The following is a 23,948-nucleotide window of genomic DNA, read 5'->3' as shown; positions in this document are numbered from 1 at the left end:
CGCGTCGACCGGGGTCAGAGCCAGCCCTTGTCCCGGGCGATACGGACGGCCTCCGCGCGGTTGCGGGCGCCGGTCTTCTGGATGGCCGTGGAGAGGTAGTTGCGGACCGTGCCCTGGGAAAGATGCAGGGCCGCGGCCAGTTCGGCGTTGGTCGAGCCGTCGGCGGAGGCGCGCAGGACGGCCCGCTCGCGGTCGGTCAGCGGATTGGCGCCCTCGGCGAGCGCGGCCGCCGCGAGCGTCGGGTCGATGACCCGCTCCCCGCGCAGCACACGTCGTACGGCGTCCGCGAGCTGGGCGGCGGGCGCGTCCTTGACCAGGAAGGCGTCCGCCCCGGCCTCCATGGCCCGGCGCAGATACCCCGGCCGCCCGAACGTCGTCAGGATCACGATCTTCAGCCCGGGCAGCTCGCGGCGCAGCAGCGCCGCCGCCTCCAGCCCGGTCATCCCCGGCATCTCGATGTCCAGGAGCGCCACGTCGACGGCCGTGCCCCGGGCGGCGTCCAGCACCTCGTCGCCCCGGGCCACCTGGGTGACGACCTCGATGTCCCCCTCCAGCCCGAGCAGCGCGGCGAGCGCCTCGCGGACCATGGACTGGTCCTCGGCGAGGAGCACCCGGACGGTGCTGACGGGGCCGGTGGTGTGGTCGTCGGGGCGCACGGGGAGATCGTTCACAGCGACAGGTTAGGCCGTTCGCCGGGGGCCGTGGCCGGCCCCGCGGGGTGCGCCTCGGCGGGCCCGGGTTCCGGGAGGCGGGTGAGGGGTACGCGCGCCCGCAGCCGGAAACCGCCCCGCGGTCCGCGCCCGGTCTCCAGCCGGCCGCCCGCCAGCGCCAGTCGCTCGGCCAGGCCCGTCAGGCCGTTGCCGTGCGGCCGGGCGGGGCCGTGGCCGTTGTCGGTGACGGTCAGGCACAGCTCGTCCCTCCGCTCCTCGATCGTCACCTCGCAGCGGCTCGCGCCGCTGTGCCGCACCACATTGGTCACGGCCTCGCGCAGCGCCCACGCCAGCGCGCCCTCCTCCTCCGCCGGCAGACCGGCATGGCCGCCCGCGCCGTCGACGGCGGCGGCGACGCCCGCGGCGGCGAGCGCGGTGCGGGCGCCCGCGATCTCGGCGTCCAGCGTCGGACGGCGGAAGCCGCTCACGGCCTCCCGGACGTCCACGAGCGCCTGCCTGCTGACCCGCTCGATGTCCGCGACCTGCTGGGCGGCCTGTCCGGGCCGGTCGGGCAGCATCCGCCCGGCCAGCTCGCTCTTGAGCGTGATCAGGGACAGCGAGTGCCCCAGCAGGTCGTGCAGGTCACGGGCGAGCCGCAGCCGCTCCTCGTTGGCCGCGAGATGGGCGACGGTGGCGCGGGCCTCGCGCAGCTCGCGCATGGTGCGCCCCATCTGGACGATGCCCATCATCGCCGCCCCGCCCAGCAGCGTCGGCAGCACCAGCGTCAGCTGTCGCGAGATGCCCGCCCCGTCCGCCAGACCGATCAGCAGCTCGGAGGCGGCGACGAACGGGATGACCCGCAGCGCCCACTTCATGGGCAGCATGACACCGGCCGAGACGGCGACGTAGACCAGCAGTACCAGCCACACCGAGCCGAGCGTCAGCGCCAGCACCACGGCCAGCGCGTACAGCCCGGCGAGGGCGGTCAGCTGACGGCGGGAGAGCCGGCCGCGGGGTCGCCGGCCGAGGACCATGGAGAGGTAGACGACGACGAAGACGGTCAGCCCCGCCCAGCCCAGCACCGTGGCGGGGCCCGTGTGGTGGCCGTCGGTCAGGTCCCCCACCACGACGGCCAGGTACAGCATGTAGAGAAGGGTCCAGCAGCCCTTGGCCAGCATCTGCCGCCAGTCCTCGGGCGCCTCGCCGATCCGGATGAATCCCCTGTCCACGGCGTGGTCCTCGCGCTCCGTCATCCCCGCAGTGTCTCCCGCCCGTCGGGCACCGCCTGTCCGCTCACGCCTTGTGGGTGTCCTTGCGGTACAGCCAGGTGGCCGCGCCGGTGAACAGCACCAGATAGCCGACCAGGATCGCCACGTCCTTGGCGTGCGGCGCGCCGCCCAGCTCGATGGCCTGGCCGAGGGCGGCGTAGGCGTGGGTGGGCATCCACTCGGCGATGTCCTGCAGCCACCCGGGGAAGGCCGCGGTCGGCATCCACAGACCGCCCAGCATCGACAGCCCGAAGTAGATGATCATCGTGAGGGGCCGTACGGCGTCCCCCGTGGCCAGGTAGCCCACCGCGACGCCGAGGGCGGCGAAGACGATGCTGCCCGCCCAGATCGCGCCCGTCAGCGCCAGCCACTGCCAGGCGTCCAGCCGCACGTGCTTGACGGCCGCGGCGATGACGAAGACGAAGACGATCGACGGCAGTGACACCACGGCGGCCGAGGCGATCTTCGACAGCACATAGCCGCGGCCCGGCAGGGCGGTGAGCCGCAGCTGGCGCACCCAGCCCTTCTCCCGCTCCTTGGCGATCTTCTCGCTGTTGCCGACGAGGACGGCGGTGATGGCGCCGAAGGAGGCCATGGAGACCATCATCAGCAGCGGCAGCGTCAGCTCGCTGTCGCCGACGACCTCGGTGCTGCTCGCGCCGCCCGCGATCAGCAGATAGAGCGCGGCGGGGTAGATCACCGAGAAGAACATGAACTTCTTGTTGCGCAGCGTGCGCTGGATTTCGAGCTTGATCAGGGTGTTCATGCTGCCGCCTCCTCGGCGGTCGCGGCGTCGGTGATGGCGATGAAGGCCTGCTCCAGGCCGAGGCCCGCGACCTCGAGGTTGCGCGGGAAGAGTCCGAGCCCGTACACCGCGTGCACGGTCGCGTCGGCGTCGTGCGACTGGATGCGGACCGTGCGGCCCGATATCTCCAGGGCGGCGAGGAACGGCAGCTCGCGCAGCGCGGCCTCGGAGATGTGCCCTTCGAGGTCGAAGACGATCCGCCGGGCCCCGGCCTTCGCCTTGATCTCGGCCGCCGAACCGTCCGCGAGCACCCGGCCGCGGTGCAGCACGACGACGCGGTCGGCGATGGCGTCGGCCTCCTCCAGATAGTGCGTGGCGAACAGCACCGCGCGGCCCTGGCGTGCCTGCTCGCGCATGACGCTCCAGAACGCCTGGCGGGAGGTGACGTCCATGCCGGTCGTCGGCTCGTCCAGCACGATGAGGTCACTGGCGCCCGCGGTCGCCATCGCGAACCGCACCCGCTGCTCCTGGCCGCCGGACAGCTTGTTGACCATACGGTCGGCGATCTCGGTGATGCCCGCGTGCTCCATCACCTGCTCGACGGGGTACGCCCGTGGATGCAGATCGCACGCGAGCCGTACCAGCTGACGGACCTTCACGTCCTCCATGAGGCCGCCGGTCTGCAGCATCGCCCCCACCATGCCGCGCGCGATGGCCTGCTGCGGGGTGGTGCCGAACAGCTCGACGCGGCCCGCGTCGGGGTTGCGCAGCCCCAGGAGCAGATCGAGGGTGGACGACTTGCCGGCGCCGTTGGGGCCGAGGAGGGCGACGGTCTCGCCCGGGTGGAGCTGAAGGTCCAGATCGGCGACCGCGCGCACATCGCCGTAACTCTTGCTGACGTTCTCAAAACTGACCACGGGAGCGCCGGCGCGGCGCCCGTCCCCCGTGAACGTATTGCCTGTGGTGGTCATGACGGCAATCCTCACCGCCCGGACCCCCTCGGCGGCAGTGTCAGCCGTCGTGAACCTCGGATGACAGATGTCATGGGTGCCGCCGGGCATGCGCGAGCCCCCGCGCCGGGTACGGCGCGGGGGCTCTGGCGGGACTGCGAGGATCCGCGCGATCAGCTCGGGTTGAGCGGGATCACGCCGACGCGCTCGGCGGGCGTCTTGCCGATCAGCGCCTTGCGGAGGGCACCGACCACGTCCTGGGGGGTGACGGCGGTCTTCGTGCCGTTGCCCCGCTGGATGAGGACGCCGTTGAAGCGGCTGCCGTACAGCTCCTTCAGCGCCTCCAGGTTGTAGTTCTCGACGAGCTTCCCGTCGACCTCCTTGACCGAAAGGATCTTCGGCAGCGAGAGGTCCGGACCGAACTGGATCGAGTGCGCCGGGCCGGCCTGGATCGTGACCTTGCCGGACATCGCGGGCTTCGCGAAGGCCGCCATCATCCGGTCGACCTCGGCGTTTCCGATCTTGGGCGTCTGGGGTGCGCTCGGCAGCTCGACGGTCTTGCTCGCGCCACCGGCCGCGCGCTCGCGGTAGGCGTCCGAGACGGCCTTGACCGCCTTGGCGTTGTCCAGGCCCTGGTACGGCTTGCCGTAGACGGGGACGGCCTTGCCCGGCTCGAACTTGATCGTGCCGTCCTTGGCCGCGCCGCTCTCACCGGCCAGCGTCTTGAGCGCGGCGGCGACCTTCTCCTCGTCCACGTTCAGCACGGGATCGGCCTTGCGGCTGCCGCCGATCAGCGAACCGAGGACGGTGACCGGGTTGTAGTCCCGGCCGGCCGCGGCCCGCACCGTGGCCTGGGTGTCGATGGACAGGCCCGCCACGGACGGCTTGAGCTGCGCCTCCTTGCCCGCGATGGACACCGACAGGGGCGCGGTCGCCCGCTCGCCGAGGGCGGAGTCGAGCTTCTTGACGGCCTCCTCCTTCGAGGTGCCGCCGATGTCCACGCCGAGCACGGTGGTGCCGTTCGGCACGTCCGCGTGGTCGAGCAGCAGCCCGGCGCCGTACGCGACACCGACCAGCGCGACCAGACCGCCGCCCAGCAGGACGAGCTTGGAACGGCCCTTCTTCTTGGGGGCGCTCTTCGCCGCGGCCTTGGGCGCGCTCTTGGCCGCGGGCGCGGCCGGCTTCGGCGCCGGAACGCCCGGCTTGGGCTTCGGCACCGGCACACGGGGCGCGCCGCTGTCGACGGGCTTGGGGACCGTGCCACCGGGCGACACCGGGGGCACGCCGCTCACCAGCGTCTCGCCGGGCATCTGGCCGACGGGAGGCGTGGGCGCGGGCACCTTGGCCTTGCGCTTCTTGGACTGCTTGCCGGACGTTGCCTGCTGGCCCTGCTGGCCCGGCTGGGTCTGACCCGGCCGGCCCTGGCCCTGCTGCTTGCCCTGGGGCGGCCGCGGGGCACCGCCGACGGGGGGCGGCGTCTGTATGGCCGGGAAGCCCTCACGCGGGGTGTCCGTACGACCCGGCGCGAACGCGCCCGCGGCCGTGCTGCCCTGGGGGTACACGAACGGGTCGTCGAGGCTCGGCGCCTGGAACTGCTGGGTGGTCTCGGGCTCGGCCCACGGCGGGGCGCCGGCGGCATTCTGCCCGGGGACGGTCGGCTGCGCCATGGCACCCGTGACGGAGGACTCGCCGGGCCACGGCGCGGCGGAGTTCTGCCCGTCCTGCCAGGGGGCGGCACCGGCCGGGGCGGCGGTGCCCGACGTGTCACGGACCCACGGCGCACCACCGGACGCGGCGGGGGCGGCGCCCTGCCACGGAGCGGAGCCCGTCGTGGAGCCCTGGCCCGGGGCGGGCGGCTGCCCGGAGCCGGCCGAGGTGTCGCGGACCCACGGCGCGCCGCCACCCGCGGCGGGCGGCTGCGGGGTCACCGGCGGCGGGGCGCTCTGACCCACCTGACGGCGGGGCAGACCCGGCGCGGGAGCCGCGGCGGGGGCGGCCGGGGCCGACTTGCGCGGGGCGAACCAGTCGCTGGTCTTCTCGCCCTTCCCATCCCCGCGGTCCGCCTCCGCCGCGGCCGGCGGCGTCGCGGACGGCTCCGGGCGGCGGGGCAGGCTGGGCTTGGTCCTGGGCGGCTCGGCCCCCCGGTCGGATCCGGCGGCCGAGGGCGCGCCGGGACCGGCGGGGTCCGGGGTGGCGGAAGCCTTCCCGGCCGTGCCGTCCTCGACGGGCGTGCGCATGATGACCGGCGGAATGGGTCGCGAGCCCGGGATGTTGATGCGGATCCGCGTCGTCATCGTGGTCTCGGTCTTGGGCTCTTCCGGCATGGGCGGCCCGGCGGGCTCGTCTTGGCCGGCGGCGCCGGGCGGCACATCGCGGGTGCCGTAGGGCGGGGTGCCCGACGGGTACGCGGCGCCACCGCGCCCCTGGGGCCCAGAGGACGAAGTGTCAGATTCACGGCTCAAAGCAGGTTCTCCCGGTTACTCTCCGCCGCCCTCGATGACCTCGCTCGGGGTCGCCCATGCCGAAGGCCAGGGGTAGCTCGGCGGCGCGCACCACCATACTGGGCACCACCGGCACGCACTTGACGACCGTCGGATCACCCCGGCGGGCGGGAGCGCGGTGCGTGCCTTCGTGCCTCGGACGCGTCAGGCAGAAATCGTCACGTCACTTCCCAAGTCGGACCGACGGCCCGCCCGGTTGCGACAGTTTGGGCACCGTGGCGCAGATCACAGCCACGGCCATTCCGCCCAGCAGAAAGGCGTACGAGCCGAGTCCGGCCCCGAAGAGGAAATCCCCCTCCGGGCGGCTCGCCGTCAGCATCAGCACGGCGAGCAGCCAGCCGATCCCGGGTGCCACACCGCCGGATCTGCTGCCGGTGGCCGTCACTCCGCCGTAGCAGAGCGCGGCGATGCCGAGCAGCGCGAGCAGCAACCCGCCGGGGAACCAGCCGCCTTGCACCAGCGACCCGGCGATACCGACCAGGGCCCCTAGCACGGCAAGTCCGACGAACGCCACGATCCGGCCGATACCGAGCTCCGGAGTGAGGCCCTTCATCAGGCCACCCCCGCGAAGAGGTCGTCCTCGCGGCCGGCCGCGGACGAGCCGCGGACGAGCCGGTAGTACTCGTCGCCGAGCAGCGGCTGTCCGAGGTCGTTGGAGAGCGCGAAGAAGGGGCCGTCCACAGCGATCTGGGTGGCGTGGGCGCGCATCGCGGCGGCCTTCGCCGAGGCGTAGGGAGCGCTGTCGACCGCGGCCGTCACCTCGCTGTCGGGCACGACACCGGGCACGTCGGAGGGCGAGGCGATGCCCGGGAAGGGCATGTCCTTGCCCTGTTCGCGCAGCCGTGCGAAGCCCTCCTCGACGACCGAGAGCGGGACGCAGTTCCAGTAGACCTTGGGGATGCTGTGCGGGTCGCCGAGGTCACGGCGGAAGACCGGCTCCGCCGCCAGCTCGACGGCGCGCATCGCGACGCGGTGGGCCTGGATGTGGTCGGGGTGGCCGTAGCCGCCGTCCGGGTCGTAGGTCACGAGCACCTGGGGCCGGACCTCGCGGATCACCTCGACGAGGTGCGCGGCCGCCTCGTCCACCTCGGCGCGCCAGAAGCAGCCGGGGTGCTCGTTCTGCGGGGCGCCCATCATCCCGGAGTCTCTGTACCGCCCGGGTCCGCCGAGGAAGCGGTGGTCGGTGACGCCCAGCTCCTTCATCGCGGCGGCGAGTTCGGCGACGCGGTACGGGCCGAGGGTGTCGTCGCGATCGGCCGCGAGATGGGCCAAATCGGGCGGGATCACCTCGCCCTCCTCGCCGAGCGTGCACGTCACGAGCGTGACGAGGGCGCCCTCGGCGGCGTACTTGGCCATGGTCGCGCCGTTGTTGATCGACTCGTCGTCCGGGTGCGCGTGCACCAGGAGCAGCCGGCGGCCTGGCAACAAGGAGCTGTCGGTCATGGGGCAAGCCTACGAGCCCGGCGGCGCGTGCGGGGCGCCGCCCGGACAGCGAACGTCAGAACTTGATGTTGCTGATCATCCCGGTCACGCTCGTGGTCAGACTGTGCAGCGTCGGGGCTACCGACGAACTCGCGAGGTAGAACCCCAACAGCACACAGACCGCGGCGTGGCCCGCCTTCAGTCCGGACTTCCGGACCAGCAGGAAGACGATGATCGCCAGCAGCACCACCGCCGAAATCGAGAGTGCCACAGCGGTTCACCTCCAGTACGCGCGGTCGGATGGATCACATACAGATGCCTCAGAAGCCATACCCACTATGCGCGAGTGATCATAACTTTCCGTACGTGCCAAGACTCGGTGCACAGGAGCAAATGTGGGGCGCACGGCGAGATCTCGCCGCCCCCGGCCGTAGGCTCCCGGCATGACCGGACAGCTCTCTTTCCCTCGTCAACACGCCCGTACCCAGCGCTTCTCCCTCGGCGCGCCGCGCGCGTTCACGGTGTCGCCGGACGGCTCGCGTGTCGTCTTCCTCCGCTCCCGTTCCGGCACCGATCGGGCGAACGTCCTGTGGGTGCTCGACCTCGACGCGGGCCGGGAGTACCCGGCCGCGGACCCGGCGGTGCTGCTGGGCGGCGCCGACGAGGAGCTGTCCGCCGAGGAGCGGGCCCGCCGCGAACGCAGCCGTGAGGGGTCGGCGGGCGTCGTGGGATACGCGGTGGACAACGCCGTGGAGTTGGCGGCGTTCGCCCTGTCCGGGCGGCTCTTCGTCGCCGAACTGCGTGGTGGGACGGCCCGTGAGCTGACCGTGCCGGGCCCGGTCGTCGACCCCCGCCCCTCCCCCGACGGCCGCCGGGTCGCGTATGTCGCGGGCGGCGCGCTGCGCGTGGTGGAGGCGGACGGCAGCGGCGACCGCGCATTGGCCGAGCCGGAGAACGACACCACCACGTGGGGGCTCGCCGAATTCATCGCCGCCGAGGAGATGGACCGCTCGCGCGGCTTCTGGTGGTCGCCGGACGGCACCGCCCTGCTGGCCGCCCGCGCCGACGACGCGGCCGTCGGCCGCTGGTGGATCGCCGACCCGGCCAACCCCGGCCGGGAGCCCGCCGAGGTCGCCTACCCGGCGGCGGGCACGGCCAACGCGTCGGTGTCGCTGTCCCTGCTGCGCCTGGACGGCTCCCGGACGGACGTCCGCTGGGACCATGAGCGCCACCCCTACCTGGCACGCGTCCACTGGTCGGCGGACGGCGCCCCGCTGCTGCTGGTGCAGTCGCGCGACCAGCGTTCGCAGGTCTATCTGGCCGTGGACACCGATTCGGGTGACACCCGGGTGCTGCACCTTGACGAGGACGCAATCTGGCTTGATCTTTTCGCTGGTGTGCCCGCATGGTCGCCGCAGGGTGATCTCGTACGGATCGCCGAAGAGGACGGCGCCCGCGTGCTCGTGGTCGGCGACCGGGCCCTGACCGGTCCCCACACGCATGTGCGGGCCGTGCTCGACGTGGGCGACGACGACGTGCTGGTCTCCGCCTCCGCCGGACCCGGGGCGGACGATCCCGAGACCGGCCAGGCGCATGTGTACCGCGTCGACGAGCGGGGCGCGGAGCGCCTTTCGGAGGGCGAGGGCTGGCACTCGGCGGTGCGTTCGGGCGCGGTCACCGTACTGGTGTCGGCGTCGCTCGGCCGCGCGGGCGCCGAGGCCCGGGTGCTGCGGGACGGCAAGCAGATCGCCGTCGTGGCCTCGTACGCGCAGCAGCCGGTGCTGACCGCTCACGTCACGCTCACCGAGGCGGGCGAGCGGCGCGTGCCGTGCGCCGTCCTGCTGCCGACCGGCTACACGGAGGGCGACGGCCCGCTGCCGGTCCTGATGGACCCCTACGGCGGTCCGCACGGACAGCGGGTGGTCGCCGCGCACAACGCCCATCTGACCTCGCAGTGGTTCGCCGACCAGGGCTTCGCTGTCATCGTCGCCGACGGGCGGGGCACCCCGCACCGCTCCCCCGCCTGGGAGAAGTCCATCCGCGACGACTTCGCGGGGGCCACCCTGGAGGACCAGGTCGAGGCCGTACGGGCGCTGGCCGGGCGCTACCCCCTGGATCTGACCCGGGTGGGCATCCGCGGCTGGTCCTACGGCGGCTATCTCGCGGCGCTCGCCGTGCTGCGCCGCCCGGACGTCTTCCACGCGGGCATCGCGGGCGCGCCCGTCACCGACTGGCGGCTGTACGACACGCACTACACCGAGCGCTACCTCGGGCACCCCGACGAGCAGCCGGCGGTGTACGCCCGTAATTCCCTGGTCACGGACGAGGGCCTGTCCGAGCCGGCCGAGCAGGTCCGCCCGCTGATGGTCGTCCACGGTCTGGCGGACGACAACGTGGTCGCCGCGCACACCCTGCGGCTCTCCTCGGCCCTGCTGGCGGCGGGCCGCCCGCACGAGGTGCTGCCGCTGTCGGGGGTCACCCACATGACCCCGCAGGAGCAGGTCGCGGAGAATCTGCTGCTGCTTCAGGTCGACTTCCTCAAGAGGAGCTTGGGCGTCGCCTGATCGCTCTTCGTCTCTCGCCGGACGGGCTGCACATGCAGCCCGTCCGGCGATTGAGGACACCGCCGCGCAGCGGTGGTGCACCCGCCACGGCCCGCAGGGCGGATGCGGAAGGACACCAGGCATTTCACCCAGGCCCTCTTGACCGCGCTGTGAGTCCATTGCCACAGTCCGCTCAACCCACCGCGTGCGCGCCCTGTGCGCCGGGTTGACGAGACGACAGTGCGGGGGATCCACGCGATGACGAGTCCTTCCCCGGCCGCGACGGCCGAAGCCGGGCCGGTGGGCCGGTCGCCCGGGCAGCTGATGTGGCGCCGCTTCCGACGCGACCGCTCGGGGGTCCTCTCCGCGTACGTCGTGGCGTTCTTCTTCACCGTCGCCATCGCGGCGCCGGTGATCTCGAAGCTGTACGGGAAGAGCCCGACGACGACCTACGGTCTGAACGAGCAGGGCCTGCTCAACGAGTTCGGCTACCCGGTCGCGCCCAACGGCGGCATCTCCGGCCGGTTCTGGTTCGGCATCGAGCCCACCCTGGGCCGGGACGTGCTGACCCAGCTCGTCTTCGGCATCCGCACCTCCCTGCTGATCGCCGTGGCCGCCACCGTGCTGTGCGTGCTGACGGGCGTGGTGGTCGGGGTGACGGCCGGCTATATGGGCGGCCGGACCGACTATTTCCTGGGCCGGTTCATCGATCTGCTGCTCGCCTTCCCCTCCCAGCTGTCCTTCATCGCCTTCACCCCCGTCGTCTACTCCCTCTTCGTCAGCCCGGAGAAGGAGACCCCCACCTATCTGCGGGTGGTGACGCTGATTCTGGTGCTGTGGGTGCTGGGCTGGATGGGACTCGCGCGACTGCTGCGCGGCCAGGTGCTCAGCCTGCGGGAGCGGGAGTTCATCGAGGCCGCGAAGGTGACCGGCGCCTCGCCCTGGCGGATCATCACCAAGGAGTTGCTGCCCAATCTCTGGACCCCGATCCTGGTGCAGTCGACGCTGATGCTGCCCTCGTTCGTGACCGTCGAGGCCGGGCTCTCCTTCATCGGGGTCGGCATCCTGGAGCCCACGCCCGACTGGGGCCGGATGTTCGCCAACGGCGCCCAGTACTACGAGAGCGACATCACCTACATCTTCTTCCCCGGCCTCGCGATGATCATTTTCGTGGTCGCCTTCAACCTGCTCGGGGACTCGGTCCGGGACGCCTTCGACCCCCGGACCACCCGCTGAACCGCACGCAGCCGCACGTCATCGTCACAACGGACAGGCAGGTGCATCGACCCATGACCCCCAGGACGAGATCTTCCAGGAGAAGGGCCCCGCTCGTGGCCACGGCCCTCGCGGCCGGTGCGCTGGTGCTCTCCGCGTGCAGCGACGGAGGCGGTGGGAGCGGCGGAGACAAGGACAGCGGTCCGGGCGACGACAAGACCACGGCCTCGAACTATTCGATCGGCACCAAGGCCGACTCGGCCGGCCCCGCCCCGGAGATCCCGGGCGCGAAGAAGGGCGGCACGGTCGGCGTCCTCCAGCGGGACGCCTTCAACCACCTCGACCCGGGCCAGATCTACTACGCCGACGTGCTGGCCAACCAGATGCTCTACAACCGCTCCCTGACCTCCTACAAGGTGGACGGCAAGGGCAGGGTCAAGGTCGTCGGCGATCTCGCGACCGACGCCGGTACCGCCTCGGACGGCGGGAAGACCTGGAAGTTCACCCTCAAGGACGGACTGAAGTTCGAGGACGGCTCGCCCATCACCGCCAAGGACGTGCGGTGGGGCATCGAGCGGCTCTACGCCCCCTTCGAGACCGACGGTCCCCTCTACATCCCGCAGTGGCTCTCCGGCGACGGCAACGACTTCCGCAAGGCCCTGCCGGACGGCCCGTACAACGGCAAGCACCTGCCCGCGTCGGTGCTCGACACCCCCGACGACAAGACGATCATCTTCCACTTCCGTCAGCCGCACGCGGACACCCCCTTCGCCACCGCGATGCCGAACATCGGCGCGGTCAAGCAGGCGAAGGACACCAAGCAGAAGTACGACAACGCCCCCTTCTCCTCCGGCCCGTACAAGGTCGGCTCGTACAAGGTCGGCAAGTCGCTGACGCTGGTGAAGAACGAGAACTGGGACGCGAAGACCGATCCGATCCGCCACCAGTACGCCGACCGGTTCGAGATCAGCTTCGGCCACCAGTTCGCCGACTCCACCCGGCGCTTCCTCGCCGACCAGGGCGGCGACAAGAACGCCCTGTCGTTCAGCAACGCCGTGGCACCGGAGATGACCGAGAAGGTGCTGAAGCAGACCGACACCAAGGCCCGCCGCTTCGTGGAGATCCAGCCCTACGTCGACTACATCAGCTTCAACACCGACCGCCTCAAGGACGCCAAGGTCCGCAAGGCGCTCGCGTACGCCATGCCCAACGGGCAGATCCTCCAGCAGAACGGCGGCGCGACCGCCGGGGTGGTGGCCACCAACTACCTCTCGCCCGCGATGGACGGCTACCGGCCGACCGACCCCTACGGGAAGAAGGCGAACCCGGCCGGGCAGCCCGAGAAGGCCAAGGCGCTGCTGAAGGAGGCCGGCAAGCTCGGCCAGGAGATCGTCTACGCCTACGCCAACACCGACGTCCAGCAGAAGGTCGCCGTCGTGGTGACGCAGGCTCTGGAGCGGGCGGGCTTCACGGTGCAGAAGAAGGAGATCGACGCCAACACCTACCGGACGGCGATCGCCGAGGTGAAGAACAAGTTCGACATCTACCGTTCGTCCTGGGGAGCGGACTGGCCGGTCTCCTCCACCGTCGTACCGCCGCTCTTCGACGGCCGGCAGGTCTCCGACGGCGCCCAGAACTACGGCCATCTGAAAAACCCCCGGATCGACTCCGAGATCGACCGGATCAACGCCATCCCGGATGTGAAGAAGGCCGCGCCCGAGTGGCAGAAGCTGGCCGACAAGATCCTCGAGGAGGACGTCCCGGGCGTGCCGGTCTTCTACAACCGGCAGTTCTCGCTGTGGGGTTCGAACCTCGGCGGCGTCCGCTACCACCCCGTCTACGGGACGGTCGACCCGACCTCCGTCTACGTCAAATAGCGCCGACGGGTCAGGGCGGGTGAGCGCGCCCGCCTCACCCGCGCCACGTCCGGCCGGGGCCACCACGGCCCGGCCGGCCCCCGCCGCCCGGCCGGAATCCCCGTCCGCCCGGCCGCTGCCTCCCGCTACCCGGAAGACCGCGACGACATGCTCAGATTCCTCGTCCGCCGCTCGCTCGGCGCGATCGTCATCATCCTGCTGATCAGCGCGATCACCTTCTTCCTCTTCTTCGCCCTGCCCTCCGAGCCCGCCCTGATGTCCTGCGGCAAGAACTGCACGCCCGACGCCCTCGCAGTCATCAACAAGAATCTGGGCCTCGACCAACCGGTCCCCGTCCAGTACTGGCACTACATGCAGGGCATCTTCATGGGCCGCGACTTCACCGTCGGCCACTGCCCGGCGCCTTGCTTCGGTTACTCCTTCTCCAACCAGCAGCCGGTCTGGGGCACGATCGTGGACCGCTTCCCGACCACCTTGTCCATCACCCTCGGGGGCGCGGCCGTCTTCCTCGTCGTCGGTGTGGGCATCGGCATGATCGCGGCGGCCTTCCGGGGCACCTGGATCGACAAGTTCTTCAGCTCCCTGTCGCTCGTCGGCGGCGCCCTGCAGATCTACTTCGTCGGCGTCATCGCCCTCGCCGTCCTGGTCAGCGGGCTGCACTGGATGGACAACCCGGCCTATCACCCGATCACCGAGGACCCCGTCAAGTGGTTCACGGGCATGCTCATCCCCTGGCTGGTGCTCTCCATCATCTTCATCGCCAACTACAGCCGGATGACCCGCTCCCAGATGATCGAGCAACTGGGCGAGGACCATGTGCGCACCGCCCGCGCCAAGGGCCTCGGCCGTCGCACGGTCTTCTTCCGTTACGCCTGGCGGGGTGCGCTGGCGCCCATCGTCACCATCTTCGGCATCGACCTCGGCTCGCTCTTCGGCGGCGCGATCATCACCGAGTTCACCTTCAGCCTCCACGGCCTCGGCCGGCTCGCCGTCTCCTCGGTGAGCGAGACCGATCTGCCCACGCTCATGGCCGTGATGCTCGTCGGCTGCACGGCGATCGTCGTCGCCAACATCGTGGTGGACGCCGCCTACGCCGTCATCGACCCCCGCGTACGCCTCGCCTAGCAGCCGGGAGAACCACCGCCGTGACCGCGACCACACCCTTTCTGTCCGTGCGCGATCTGTACGTGCGCTTCGCCACCGAGGACGGCACGGTCAGGGCCGTCGACGGGCTCTCCTTCGAGCTGGAGCGCGGCCGTACGCTCGGGATCGTCGGCGAGTCCGGCTCGGGGAAGTCCGTCACCAACCTCGCCGTCCTCGGGCTGCACGACCCGCGCACCACCGAGATCGAGGGCGAGATCCTGCTGGACGGGCAGGAGCTGACCGGTGCCCCCGAGTCCACGCTGGAGAAGCTGCGCGGCCACAAGGCGGCGATGATCTTCCAGGACTCGCTCACCGCCCTCTCCCCGTACTACACCGTGGGCCGCCAGATCGCCGAGCCCTTCCGCAAGCACACCGGGGCCACCCGGCGCGAGGCACGGCTGCGGGCGATCGAGATGCTGGGGCGCGTCGGCATCCCCAACCCCGCGCTGCGCGTGGACGATTACCCGCACCAGTTCTCCGGCGGCATGCGCCAGCGCGCGATGATCGCGATGGCGCTGGTCTGCGACCCCGAGCTGCTGATCGCCGACGAGCCGACGACCGCGCTGGACGTGACCGTGCAGGCGCAGATCCTCGATCTACTCAAGGACCTTCAGCAGCAGACCGGTTCGGCGATCATCCTCATCACCCACGACCTCGGCGTCGTCGCCCACACCGTCGACGAGCTGCTGGTGATGTACGCGGGCCGGGCCGTGGAGCGCGGCACGGTCCGCGAGGTGCTGGGGGCGCCGCGGCACCCGTACACCTGGGGGCTGCTGGGCTCGATGCCCCGGCTGACGTCGGACGTCGAGGAGCCGCTGAACCCGATCCCGGGCGCCCCGCCGAGCCTGCTGGCCCCGCCGCCGGGCTGCCCCTTCCACCCGCGCTGCGGCCAGGTCGCGGCCGTCGGGGGCGACCGGTGCCGGACCGAGCGGCCGGAGCTGCCGGGAGGCCGGGGGGCGGCCTGTCATCTGACGCCCGAGCGGCAGCGGGCCACCTTCGCCGAGCAGATCAAGCCCCGATTGCGCTGAGGAGTTCCCACCGTGACCGACAAGGTTTCGCTGCCCGCGCCGCGCGAGGCGGCCCCGGACGGGGCCCGGGGCGAGCCGCTGCTCGTCGCCGAGGGACTGACCAAACACTTTCCGATCATGGGCGGCTTCCCGGTGAAGCGGCGGATCGGGGCCGTACAGGCCGTCGACGGCCTGGATCTGACCGTACGGGCCGGGGAGAGCTTCGGGCTGGTGGGCGAGTCGGGGTGCGGCAAGTCCACCACCGGCCGACTGCTGACCCGGCTGCTGGAGCCGACCGCCGGGCGGATCGTCTACCGGGGCCGGGACATCACGCACGCGGGGCGGCGGGAGCTGGCGCCGTTCCGCGCCGAGATCCAGATGATCTTCCAGGACCCGTATGCCTCGCTGAACCCCCGGCACACCGTGGGGAAGATCGTTTCCGGGCCGATGGAGATCAACGGCATCGATCCGCCTGGCGGCCGGGAGGCGCGGGTACGGGAGCTGCTGGAGACCGTGGGGCTGAGCCCCGAGCACTACAACCGCTTCCCGCACGAGTTCTCCGGCGGCCAGCGCCAGCGCATCGGCGTCGCCCGCGCGCTCGCCCTCGAACCCAAGCTGATCGTCGCCGACGAGCCGGTCTCCGCGCTCGATGTCTCCATCCAGGCCCAGGTCGTCAATCTGCTCCGGGACGTGCAGCGCGAGTTGGGCATCGCGTTCGTCTTCATCGCGCACGACCTGGCCGTCGTACGGCACTTCTCGCAGCGCGTCGCCGTGATGTACCTCGGCAAGATCGTCGAGGTCGGCGACCGGGACGACATCTACCGCCGGCCGCGCCACCCCTACACCCACGCCCTGCTCTCCGCCGTCCCCGAGGCCGCGGACCTGATCGACGAGGGGGAGGCGGGGGCCGGCTCCGGTCGCGTGAGCCGTGAGCGCATCCGGCTCGCGGGCGACGTGCCGTCGCCGATCCGGCCGCCGTCCGGCTGCCGGTTCCGTACGCGCTGCTGGAAGGCGCGGGAGGAGTGCGCCACCGAGGAACCGCCCCTGCTGCGCGCCGAGGGCAGCGGGCCGGGTCATCTGTCCGCGTGCCACTTTCCCGAGCCGCCGACGGTGGAGCGGGCGACCGAAGTCATTCTCGATCCGGCCCTGCGGGCGGCGGAGGGACATACGGAATCCCAGCCGCCGAACCATGCACCGTAAATTCTGTCAACTCTTGTGATTACAGGGGCACATGCCTACTGTCAATTCCACGCGACGCGGTATTCACACCGCGGGCGGACCTGACGAGAAGGAGGTGTTTGCCATGCGCAAGATGATCCTGACCGGTGCGCTTTTCGCCCGGCTGACTCGCAAGGACCGACTCACCCTGCCGTACTCGTACTACTAAACCGGCGCGGTGACGCACCCGGTGGCCGCGGCAGCGATGCCGCGGCCACCGTCGTATCCCCGCATGAACCCCTGCCCGTACGAACCCCTGCGAGGCACCCGTGACCGCCGCCGCTCGCCCGCGCAACGATCTTCCCGGCCCGTCCGGTGACAAGTACTTGGGCAATCTGCACGCGTTCAGCACCGACCCGCTCGGCTTTCTGACCGCTTGCTCCCGGAATTACGGTGACGTGGTGCGGCTCGGCGCGAACAATGTGCTGCTGACCTCCCCCGGTGACGTCGAGAAAATGCTCGTCGACCGGAACGCGAAATTCTCCAAGGCCAGCGCCGACACCCGGCGCGGTTCACGGCGGCAGGGCTTCCCCCGCTCGACCATGAACAGCGACGGCGCCGAGTGGCAGGCCAAACGGCATCGGATGCAGCCCGCGTTCGGCCGGTCCCTGGCCACCAAGGCTGCCGAGATCGTCGACGCGCAGGGCGAGCGGATGCTCGCCCCCTGGCGCCCCGGCCAGGCCCGCGACCTCCAGGACGACGTCTCCGTACTGACCCTGCGGCTGGTCACCTCGCTGATGTTCGGTGACGAGTTCAGCGACGCGGACACCGCCGAGGTGGCCCGGCTGGTCGCGCCCATCATGGACCTCTCCACCTCGCCGGTGCTGCTGCCCGAGTGGGTGCCCACCCTCCGCAAGCTCCGCATCCGGCGCTCGATGCGCCGCGTCGACCGCACCCTGCACGCCCTCGCCGCCTCGCCCGCCGCCGGTGACCCGCAGCGCGCACCCGTGCTGCACGCCCTCGTGCACGGCGACCCGGCCCCCTCGCCGGACGAACTCCGCGACGAACTCGCCACCTTGATCATGGCCGGGTTCGAGACGACCAACGACTCCGTCGTCTGGGTGAGCGTGCTGCTCGCCCAGCATCCCGAGGCCGCCGAGCGGGTCCGGGCCGAGGCCGAGGCGGCCTTCGCCGGCACCCCGGCCGGACTCGCCCGGATGGAGGCGCTGTCGTACACGAACGCCGTGGTCCGCGAGGCCCTGCGGCTGTACTCACCGGTCTGGCTCACCAGCCGCGACGCCACCGAGGACATGGAGTTCGGCGGCTACCTCATACCGGCCGGCACCACCGTGACCGTCAGCCAGTGGGTCAACCACCGCGACCCCCGCTACTGGGAGGACGCCGAGGAGTTCCGCCCCGAGCGCTGGCTCGGCAGCGGGCCCAAGGCCGTACCGCGCGGCTCGTACTTCCCCTTCGGCCTCGGCCCCCGGGTCTGCGTCGGCGCCGCCGTCGCGACCACCGAGACCGTGCACATCGTCGCCGACATCTGGCGCCGCTTCCGGCTGGAGCTGATCCGCCCCGAGCGCATCACCCCCCGCCCGGCCCTCGCCCTCCAGCCGATGGGCGTGGAGGTCGTGCCGCGCGCCTGGTGATCAGGCGTCGTCCCGCCCCTCGGTGCCCTCCGGCGGCACGACCCGGCGCTCCTCGGCGAAGTGACAGGCCGACGGATGCGCGGGCGGGCCGCCCTCCTGTCGGAACCACTCCGGCACCGCCAGCTCCGGCACCTCCACCACGCACCTCTCCTGCGCCTTCCAGCAGCGGGTGCGGAAGCGGCAGCCCGACGGCGGATGCGCGGGCGAGGGCACGTCCCCCGACAGCAGGATCCGCTCCCGCCGCGCCCGCGCCGCCGGGTCCGGCATGGGCACCGCCGACAGCAGTGCCTGGGTGTAGGGATGCGTCGGGTGCTGGTAGATCTGAGTGTCGGTGCCGATCTCGGCGAGCCGCCCGAGGTACATCACCGCGACCCGGTCGGAGATGTGCCGCACCACGGACAGGTCGTGCGCGATGAAGACATAGGACAGCTCGAACTCGTCCTGGAGCTTCTCCAGCAGATTGACCACCTGTGCCTGGACGGAGACGTCCAGCGCCGAGACGGGCTCGTCGCAGATGATGATCTCCGGGTTGAGCGCCAGGCCGCGCGCGATGCCGATGCGCTGCCGCTGACCGCCGGAGAACTGGTGCGGATACCGGTTGATGTACTCCGGGTTCAGACCCACGACGTCCAGCAGCTCCTGGACCTTGCGACGCCGGTCGCCCTTCGGCGCCACCTCGGGATGGATCTCGTACGGCTCCCCGACGATGTCCCCGACCGTCATCCGGGGGTTCAGCGAGGTGTACGGATCCTGGAAGACCATCTGGATGTTTCGCCGCACGGCCTTGAGCGCCTTGCCCGACAGATCGGCGATGTCCTCGCCCTTGTACAGGATCCGCCCGGACGTCGGCCGCTCCAGGTTGACCAGCAACTTCGCGACCGTCGACTTGCCGCAGCCGGACTCCCCCACGATGCCCAGCGTCTCGCCCCGGCGCAGCTCGAAGGAGACCCCGTCGACCGCCCGGACCGCGCCCACCTGCTTGCGGAAGACGATCCCCCGGCTCAGCGGGTAGTGCTTGACGAGGTCCCGTACCTCCAGAATCTCCTCGCCTTCAGCTCTCATCGAGGGTGTCCTTCCAGAAGTGGCAGGCGCTGGCCCGGCCCGGGCCCACGGTGAACAGCGGCGGCCGGTCCGTACGGCAGATGTCCTGGGCGCGGGGGCAGCGCGGGTTGAACGGACAGCCGGGCGGGATGTCGGTCAGGCTGGGCGGCAGGCCCTTGATCGCGTAGAGCGCGCGGCCCTTCTGGTCCAGGCGCGGGATCGAGTCCAGCAGGCCACGGGTGTACGGATGCGCGGGCGCCGCGTACAGCTCGTGGACGGGCGCGGTCTCCACGATCCGGCCCGCGTACATCACCGCGATCCGGTCGGCGACGTCCGCGACCACGCCCAGGTCGTGGGTGATGAGGATCAGTCCCATGTTGTACTCGCGCTGGAGCTCCGCGAGCAGATCCATGACCTGCGCCTGCACCGTCACATCGAGCGCGGTCGTCGGCTCGTCCGCGATGATCAGGTCCGGCTCCAGGGCCAACGCCATCGCGATCATGATGCGCTGGCGCATACCGCCCGAGAACTGGTGCGGATAGTCCCGCAGCCGCTCCTGCGCGGCCGGGATCCGCACCCGGTCCATCAGCTGCGCGGCCCGCGCGCGGGCGTCCTTGCGGGTCATCCCCTGGTGCACCACGTACATCTCGGCGAGCTGCGCGCCCACGGTCATCACGGGGTTCAGGGACGACAGCGCGTCCTGGAAGATCATCGCGATCTTCGCGCCGCGCAGTCTGCGCCGGGACTCGGCCCCCATCGTCAGCAGGTCCTCGCCCCGGAAGAGCACCTCACCGCCGGTGACGAACCCCGGCGGCGAGTCGAGGATGCCCATCACCGCCTGGGCGGTCACCGACTTGCCCGACCCCGACTCGCCGAGCACGGCCAGCGTCTCGCCCGCCGCCACGCTGTACGTCACGCCGTTGACCGCCTTGGCCACCCCGTCCCGGGTGCGGAACTCCACCCGCAGATCGCGCACGTCCAGCAGATTCTTCGGCTCCGCCGGGGTCTCCTGGGTCAGCTGCTGATCCATCCGTCGCTCCATCCCGCCGGGTCTCAGCGCAACTTGGGGTCGAGGGCGTCGCGGACCGCGTCGCCGAGCATGATGAACGCGAGCACCGTGATGCTCAGTGCTCCCGCCGGCCACAGCAGCATGTGCGGGGCATTGCGGATCTGGGTGGAGGCGTTGGAGATGTCGATCCCCCAGGAGACCGTCGGCGGCTTGAGACCGACGCCCACGAACGACAGCGTCGCCTCCAGGGCGATGTACGTCCCCAGCGCGATGGTCGCCACGACGATCACCGGGGCCACCGCGTTGGGCGCGATGTGCCGCAGCAGCATCCGCCGGTTGCCGGCCCCGAGCGCCCGCGCCGCCTGGACGTAGTCGTGCTGCTTGGCCGTGACCACCGAGCCGCGCGCGATCCGGGAGATCTGCGGCCAGCCCAGCAGCACGATGAAGCCGACCACCGGCCACACCGAGCCGCTGGTGACCACGGAGAGGAAGACCAGCCCGCCGAGGATGATCGGGATGCCGAAGAAGATGTCGGCGATCCGGGACAGCAGCCCGTCCCACCAGCCCCCGAAGAACCCGGCCAGCCCGCCCAGCACACTGCCGAGCAGCGCCGCCCCGGTCGTGGCGCAGACGCCGACGGCGATCGAGGCGCGTGCCCCGTGGACCGTGCGGGTGTAGACGTCGCAGCCCTGGGTGTCGAAGCCGAAGGGGTGGCCGGGCTGGGAGCCCTGGCCGGCCTTGGCCAGATTGCAGCTGAGGGGGTTGCCGCTCGCGATGAGGCCGGGCCAGATCGCGATCAGTACGAGGAAGACGATGACCAGCCCGGAGACGAGGAAGACGGGGTTGCGCCGCAGGTCGTGCCAGGCGTCGGACCACAGGCTGCGGGCCTTGCCGTCGGCGCCGCCGGGGGGCGGCTCCTTCTCCAGCGACTCGCCCTCGCTGGTGGCCAGCGTCATCGCGCCGCCGTCGCCGGGCGTGATGGCCGCCTGGGGATCGAGCTTCGGGTCGAAGGGGTCAGGCATAGCGGATCCTCGGGTCGAGCACGGCGTAGAGGAGGTCGACGAGCAGGTTCGCCAGCAGGAAGACGATGACCAGGACGGTCACGAAGCCGACGACGGTCGGCGAGTTCTGCCGCAGGATGCCCTGGTAGAGCTGGTAGCCGACGCCGTGGATATTGAAGATCCGCTCGGTGACGATGGCGCCGCCCATCAGCGCGCCGATGTCGGTGCCGATGAAGGTGACGACGGGGATCAGCGAGTTGCGCAGCAGATGCCGGGTCACGACCCGGCGCCGGGGCAGCCCCTTGGCCACGGCCGTACGGACGTAGTCGGCGCGGGAGTTCTCGGCGATGGACGTGCGCGTCAGCCGGGTGACGTAGGCGAGCGAGGTCAGGGCGAGCACCAGGCCCGGCAGGATCAGCTCGTCGAACGGCGCGGCCGGGGAGACGGACGGGGAGACCCACCCCCATTTCACGCCCAGCAGGTACTGGAGCACATAGCCGCTGACGAAGGTGGGGATCGAGACCACGATCAGGGTGAGCAGCAGCACGGAGGTGTCTACCGAGCGCCCGCGCCGCAGCCCGCTGAGGACGCCGAGGGTGATGCCGACGAGGATCTCGAAGAGCAGCGCGACGACGGTCAGCCGCAGGGTCACCGGGAAGGCGCTCTTCATCAGCTCGGTGACCTTCATGCCGTTGAAGGCGGTGCCGAAGTCACCGGTGAGGATCTGCCCCATGTAGTGCAGGTATTGCTTCCACAGCGGCTCGTCGAGGTAGAGGTCCTTGCGGATCCGCGCGGCGGTCGCGGGGTCGGGGGCCTTGTCGCCGAACAGTGCGGCGATGGGGTCACCGAGGGCGTAGACCATGAAGAAGATCAGGAACGTGCTGCCGATGAACACCGGGATCATCTGGAGCAGCCGCCGGATCACATACCGTCCCATGGGGGCTCCGGGGGTTCGGACGTAAGGAAGGGGCTTCCGGGTACGGTCAGCCGACCTTGATCCGGTCGTAGACGGGCACGCTGAAGGGATTGAGCATCACGTCGGAGAGATTGGCGGAATAGCCGGCGCTGCCGTTCTGGTACCAGAGCGGGATGGCCGGCATCTGCTCGGCGAGGATCTTCTCCGCGTCCTGGAACTTCCCGACCGCCTTCTCCTGGTCGCTCTCGGCATTGGCCTCGTCGACGAGCTTGTCGAAGTCCGGGTCGCTGAACTTCCCGTAGTTGGAGGAGGCGTTCGAGTAGTAGAGCGGCTGGAGGAAGTTCTGGATCAGCGGATAGTCCATCTGCCAGCCCGAGCGGAACATCCCGGTCATCCGGTGCTGGGAGATCTGGTTGCGGAAGTCCGCGAAGGTGCCGACGGGGTTGACGACGCAGGCCTTGTCCATGCCGAGGGCGTTGTTGATGCTGTTGCAGACGGCGTCCATCCACACCCGGTGCGAGCCGGTGTCGACGTTGGAGGTGATGGTCACCTGCCCGCCGGGCAGCCCGCCGCCCTCCTGGATCAGCTTCTTCGCCCGCGCGGCGTCGAAATCGCAGGCGTCACCGCACACCCCCTCCTTGTAGCCGCCCTCGGACTTCAGGACGGGCGAGGTCCAGTCGGTCGCCGGGGTGCGGGTCTTCTGGTAGATCTGCTCGGTGATCTCCTTGCGGTTGATCGCCATGGAGATGCCCTTGCGGACCTTCTCCATCCCGGCCTTGGACCACTTCGCGTCGTACATCGGGAAGACGACGGTCTGGATGATGCCGGCGGGCTGATTGATGTAGCGGTCACCGAGGTCGTTCTTGACGTTCTTGAGCTGGGCGGCCGGAACGTCGTCGACAAGGTCGAGATTGCCCGCCTGGAGATCGGTGTAGGCGGTGTTGTTGTCGGTGTAGACGCGCAGCTCGACGCCCTCGTTCTGCGCCTTGTCGTCGCCCGGGTAGCCCTCCCACTTCTTGAGGTGGAGAGCGGACCCCTTGGCGTACGAATCCACCATGTACGGACCGTTGCCGATCGGTTTCTTCAGCCAGTTGTCGTGGTCGTCGAAGAACGCCCGGGGCAGCGGGGAGAAGGCCTGGTAGCCGAGGGTCTGCGGCCAGGTGGAGAACTTCTGATCGAGCTTGACGGTGAAGGTCCGCTCGTCCTTGACCACCAGCCCGGACATGGTCTTGGCCTTGGCCGAGCCGCTGGCGGGGTGGACCTCGTCATAGCCCTCGATGGTGGCGAAGAAGGGGGCGTTGTTCTGCTTGTTGTCGACGAGGGCCGCGTAGTTCCACGCGTCGACGAAGGATTTGGCGGTCACCTTCTCGCCGTTGGAGAAGGTCCAGCCGTCCTTGAGGGTGACGGTGAAATTCTGCTGGTCGGACGTGTCGATCTTCTCGGCGAGCACGTTCTTCGCGGCACCGGACTTGGGGTCGTACTCCTTGAGCCCCCGGAAGATCATGGCCAGCACCTTGCCGCCCTGCACCTCATTGGTGTTCGCCGGCTCCAGCGGATTCTGCGGATCCCCCCAGGAGGCCCGCACCACCCCGGCCCCGCCGCCGCCACCCCCGCCGCATCCCGACGCCACGAGCGCGACCGCGAACGTCGTCGCCGTCGCACAGACGGCCCACTTGGCGCGCGTGCCTCCACGCATGGAGTGCCTCCCTCAAGGTCCCGAGCCAAATCCCAGCCATATCCCAAGCCACGCTTAGGCCCACATAACACCCCATGAGGTGACGAAAAGCGCCCTTCTGGCGGCCGTCCGCGCGCGATCCGACGCGGAATCCGCCCGAATGCGTGAGCGCTCG

21 protein-coding genes are annotated in these 23,948 nt (G+C 70.7%); 8 read left to right on the top strand and 13 right to left on the bottom strand.

The window, feature by feature from the left end; all coding sequences use genetic code 11:
- Positions 1-14: 14 nt before the first annotated feature.
- The 8 genes from AB8O64_RS23560 to AB8O64_RS23525 form a co-directional block, all read right to left on the bottom strand.
- Positions 15-671 (bottom strand): response regulator transcription factor, encoded by a 657-nt coding sequence (locus AB8O64_RS23560; RefSeq protein ID WP_370421212.1) that lies wholly within the window; start codon positions 669-671, stop codon positions 15-17.
- Positions 668-1,903 carry a sensor histidine kinase gene (locus AB8O64_RS23555; protein WP_370421210.1) on the bottom strand — a complete coding sequence of 412 codons (1,236 nt, stop codon included), beginning with the start codon at positions 1,901-1,903 and terminating at the stop codon, positions 668-670. The genes AB8O64_RS23560 and AB8O64_RS23555 overlap by 4 nt, the downstream gene beginning before the upstream one ends.
- 40 nt (positions 1,904-1,943) lie before the next feature.
- Positions 1,944-2,684 (bottom strand): ABC transporter permease, encoded by a 741-nt coding sequence (locus tag AB8O64_RS23550; RefSeq protein WP_370421209.1) that lies wholly within the window; start codon positions 2,682-2,684, stop codon positions 1,944-1,946.
- Complete coding sequence (locus AB8O64_RS23545; protein ID WP_370421208.1) at positions 2,681-3,634, bottom strand: ABC transporter ATP-binding protein; 954 nt, start codon at positions 3,632-3,634, stop codon at positions 2,681-2,683. Before AB8O64_RS23545 ends, AB8O64_RS23550 begins: the two co-directional genes overlap by 4 nt.
- Positions 3,635-3,786: 152 nt before the next feature.
- Positions 3,787-6,075 (bottom strand): hypothetical protein, encoded by a 2,289-nt coding sequence (locus AB8O64_RS23540; protein ID WP_370421206.1) that lies wholly within the window; start codon positions 6,073-6,075, stop codon positions 3,787-3,789.
- 202 nt (positions 6,076-6,277) lie between these two features.
- On the bottom strand, positions 6,278-6,667 hold the full coding sequence (locus AB8O64_RS23535; protein WP_356450077.1) for a DUF6113 family protein: 390 nt from the start codon (positions 6,665-6,667) through the stop codon (positions 6,278-6,280).
- Positions 6,667-7,557, bottom strand: a complete 891-nt coding sequence (mshB, locus tag AB8O64_RS23530) for an N-acetyl-1-D-myo-inositol-2-amino-2-deoxy-alpha-D-glucopyranoside deacetylase (RefSeq protein ID WP_370421204.1) — start codon at positions 7,555-7,557, stop codon at positions 6,667-6,669. The genes AB8O64_RS23535 and mshB overlap by 1 nt, the downstream gene beginning before the upstream one ends.
- A 55-nt stretch (positions 7,558-7,612) precedes the next feature.
- Positions 7,613-7,807 carry a hypothetical protein gene (locus AB8O64_RS23525; RefSeq protein WP_130879722.1) on the bottom strand — a complete coding sequence of 65 codons (195 nt, stop codon included), beginning with the start codon at positions 7,805-7,807 and terminating at the stop codon, positions 7,613-7,615.
- A 172-nt stretch (positions 7,808-7,979) separates the two neighbouring features.
- Here AB8O64_RS23525 and AB8O64_RS23520 point away from each other — a divergent pair, with 172 nt between their 5' ends.
- From AB8O64_RS23520 to AB8O64_RS23485, 8 genes are all read left to right on the top strand, one after another.
- Entirely contained in the window at positions 7,980-10,100 is a 2,121-nt protein-coding gene (locus tag AB8O64_RS23520) for an alpha/beta fold hydrolase (protein ID WP_370421202.1), read from the top strand.
- 237 nt (positions 10,101-10,337) lie between these two features.
- On the top strand, positions 10,338-11,315 hold the full coding sequence (locus AB8O64_RS23515) for an ABC transporter permease (protein ID WP_370421200.1): 978 nt from the start codon (positions 10,338-10,340) through the stop codon (positions 11,313-11,315).
- Positions 11,316-11,368: 53 nt separating this feature from the next.
- Complete coding sequence (locus AB8O64_RS23510; protein ID WP_370421198.1) at positions 11,369-13,171, top strand: ABC transporter substrate-binding protein; 1,803 nt, start codon at positions 11,369-11,371, stop codon at positions 13,169-13,171.
- A gap of 147 nt (positions 13,172-13,318) precedes the next feature.
- Positions 13,319-14,296, top strand: a complete 978-nt coding sequence (locus AB8O64_RS23505) for an ABC transporter permease (protein WP_338932059.1) — start codon at positions 13,319-13,321, stop codon at positions 14,294-14,296.
- Between the two features lie 20 nt (positions 14,297-14,316).
- Positions 14,317-15,342 (top strand): ABC transporter ATP-binding protein, encoded by a 1,026-nt coding sequence (locus AB8O64_RS23500; protein ID WP_370421197.1) that lies wholly within the window; start codon positions 14,317-14,319, stop codon positions 15,340-15,342.
- Between the two features lie 12 nt (positions 15,343-15,354).
- Entirely contained in the window at positions 15,355-16,521 is a 1,167-nt protein-coding gene (locus tag AB8O64_RS23495; protein ID WP_370421195.1) for an ABC transporter ATP-binding protein, read from the top strand.
- Between the two features lie 31 nt (positions 16,522-16,552).
- Positions 16,553-16,708 (top strand): cittilin family RiPP precursor, encoded by a 156-nt coding sequence (locus tag AB8O64_RS23490; protein ID WP_362215951.1) that lies wholly within the window; start codon positions 16,553-16,555, stop codon positions 16,706-16,708.
- Between the two features lie 100 nt (positions 16,709-16,808).
- Positions 16,809-18,131 carry a cytochrome P450 gene (locus AB8O64_RS23485; protein WP_370421192.1) on the top strand — a complete coding sequence of 441 codons (1,323 nt, stop codon included), beginning with the start codon at positions 16,809-16,811 and terminating at the stop codon, positions 18,129-18,131.
- On the opposite strand, the gene AB8O64_RS23480 is transcribed toward AB8O64_RS23485, so the two are convergent.
- From AB8O64_RS23480 to AB8O64_RS23460, 5 genes are read right to left on the bottom strand one after another with little or no spacing between them, the layout of a single operon-like run.
- Entirely contained in the window at positions 18,132-19,193 is a 1,062-nt protein-coding gene (locus tag AB8O64_RS23480; RefSeq protein WP_370421191.1) for an ABC transporter ATP-binding protein, read from the bottom strand.
- Positions 19,183-20,202 (bottom strand): ABC transporter ATP-binding protein, encoded by a 1,020-nt coding sequence (locus AB8O64_RS23475; RefSeq protein WP_365374551.1) that lies wholly within the window; start codon positions 20,200-20,202, stop codon positions 19,183-19,185. The genes AB8O64_RS23480 and AB8O64_RS23475 overlap by 11 nt, the downstream gene beginning before the upstream one ends.
- A 23-nt stretch (positions 20,203-20,225) precedes the next feature.
- A complete protein-coding gene (locus AB8O64_RS23470) occupies positions 20,226-21,203 on the bottom strand; it encodes an ABC transporter permease (protein WP_370421189.1) in 978 nt (325 codons plus the stop codon).
- Positions 21,196-22,119: an ABC transporter permease gene (locus AB8O64_RS23465; RefSeq protein WP_356450100.1), complete on the bottom strand. Its 924-nt coding sequence runs from the start codon at positions 22,117-22,119 to the stop codon at positions 21,196-21,198. Before AB8O64_RS23465 ends, AB8O64_RS23470 begins: the two co-directional genes overlap by 8 nt.
- Positions 22,120-22,165: 46 nt before the next feature.
- Positions 22,166-23,794, bottom strand: coding sequence for an ABC transporter substrate-binding protein (locus AB8O64_RS23460; protein ID WP_370421186.1), 1,629 nt, complete (start codon positions 23,792-23,794; stop codon positions 22,166-22,168).
- Positions 23,795-23,948 lie beyond the last annotated feature (154 nt).

It is taken from the genome of Streptomyces sp. QH1-20, from assembly GCF_041283565.1.
Lineage (GTDB): Bacteria > Actinomycetota > Actinomycetes > Streptomycetales > Streptomycetaceae > Streptomyces > Streptomyces syringius.
This window is presented reverse-complemented; position numbering and strand designations above follow the sequence as displayed.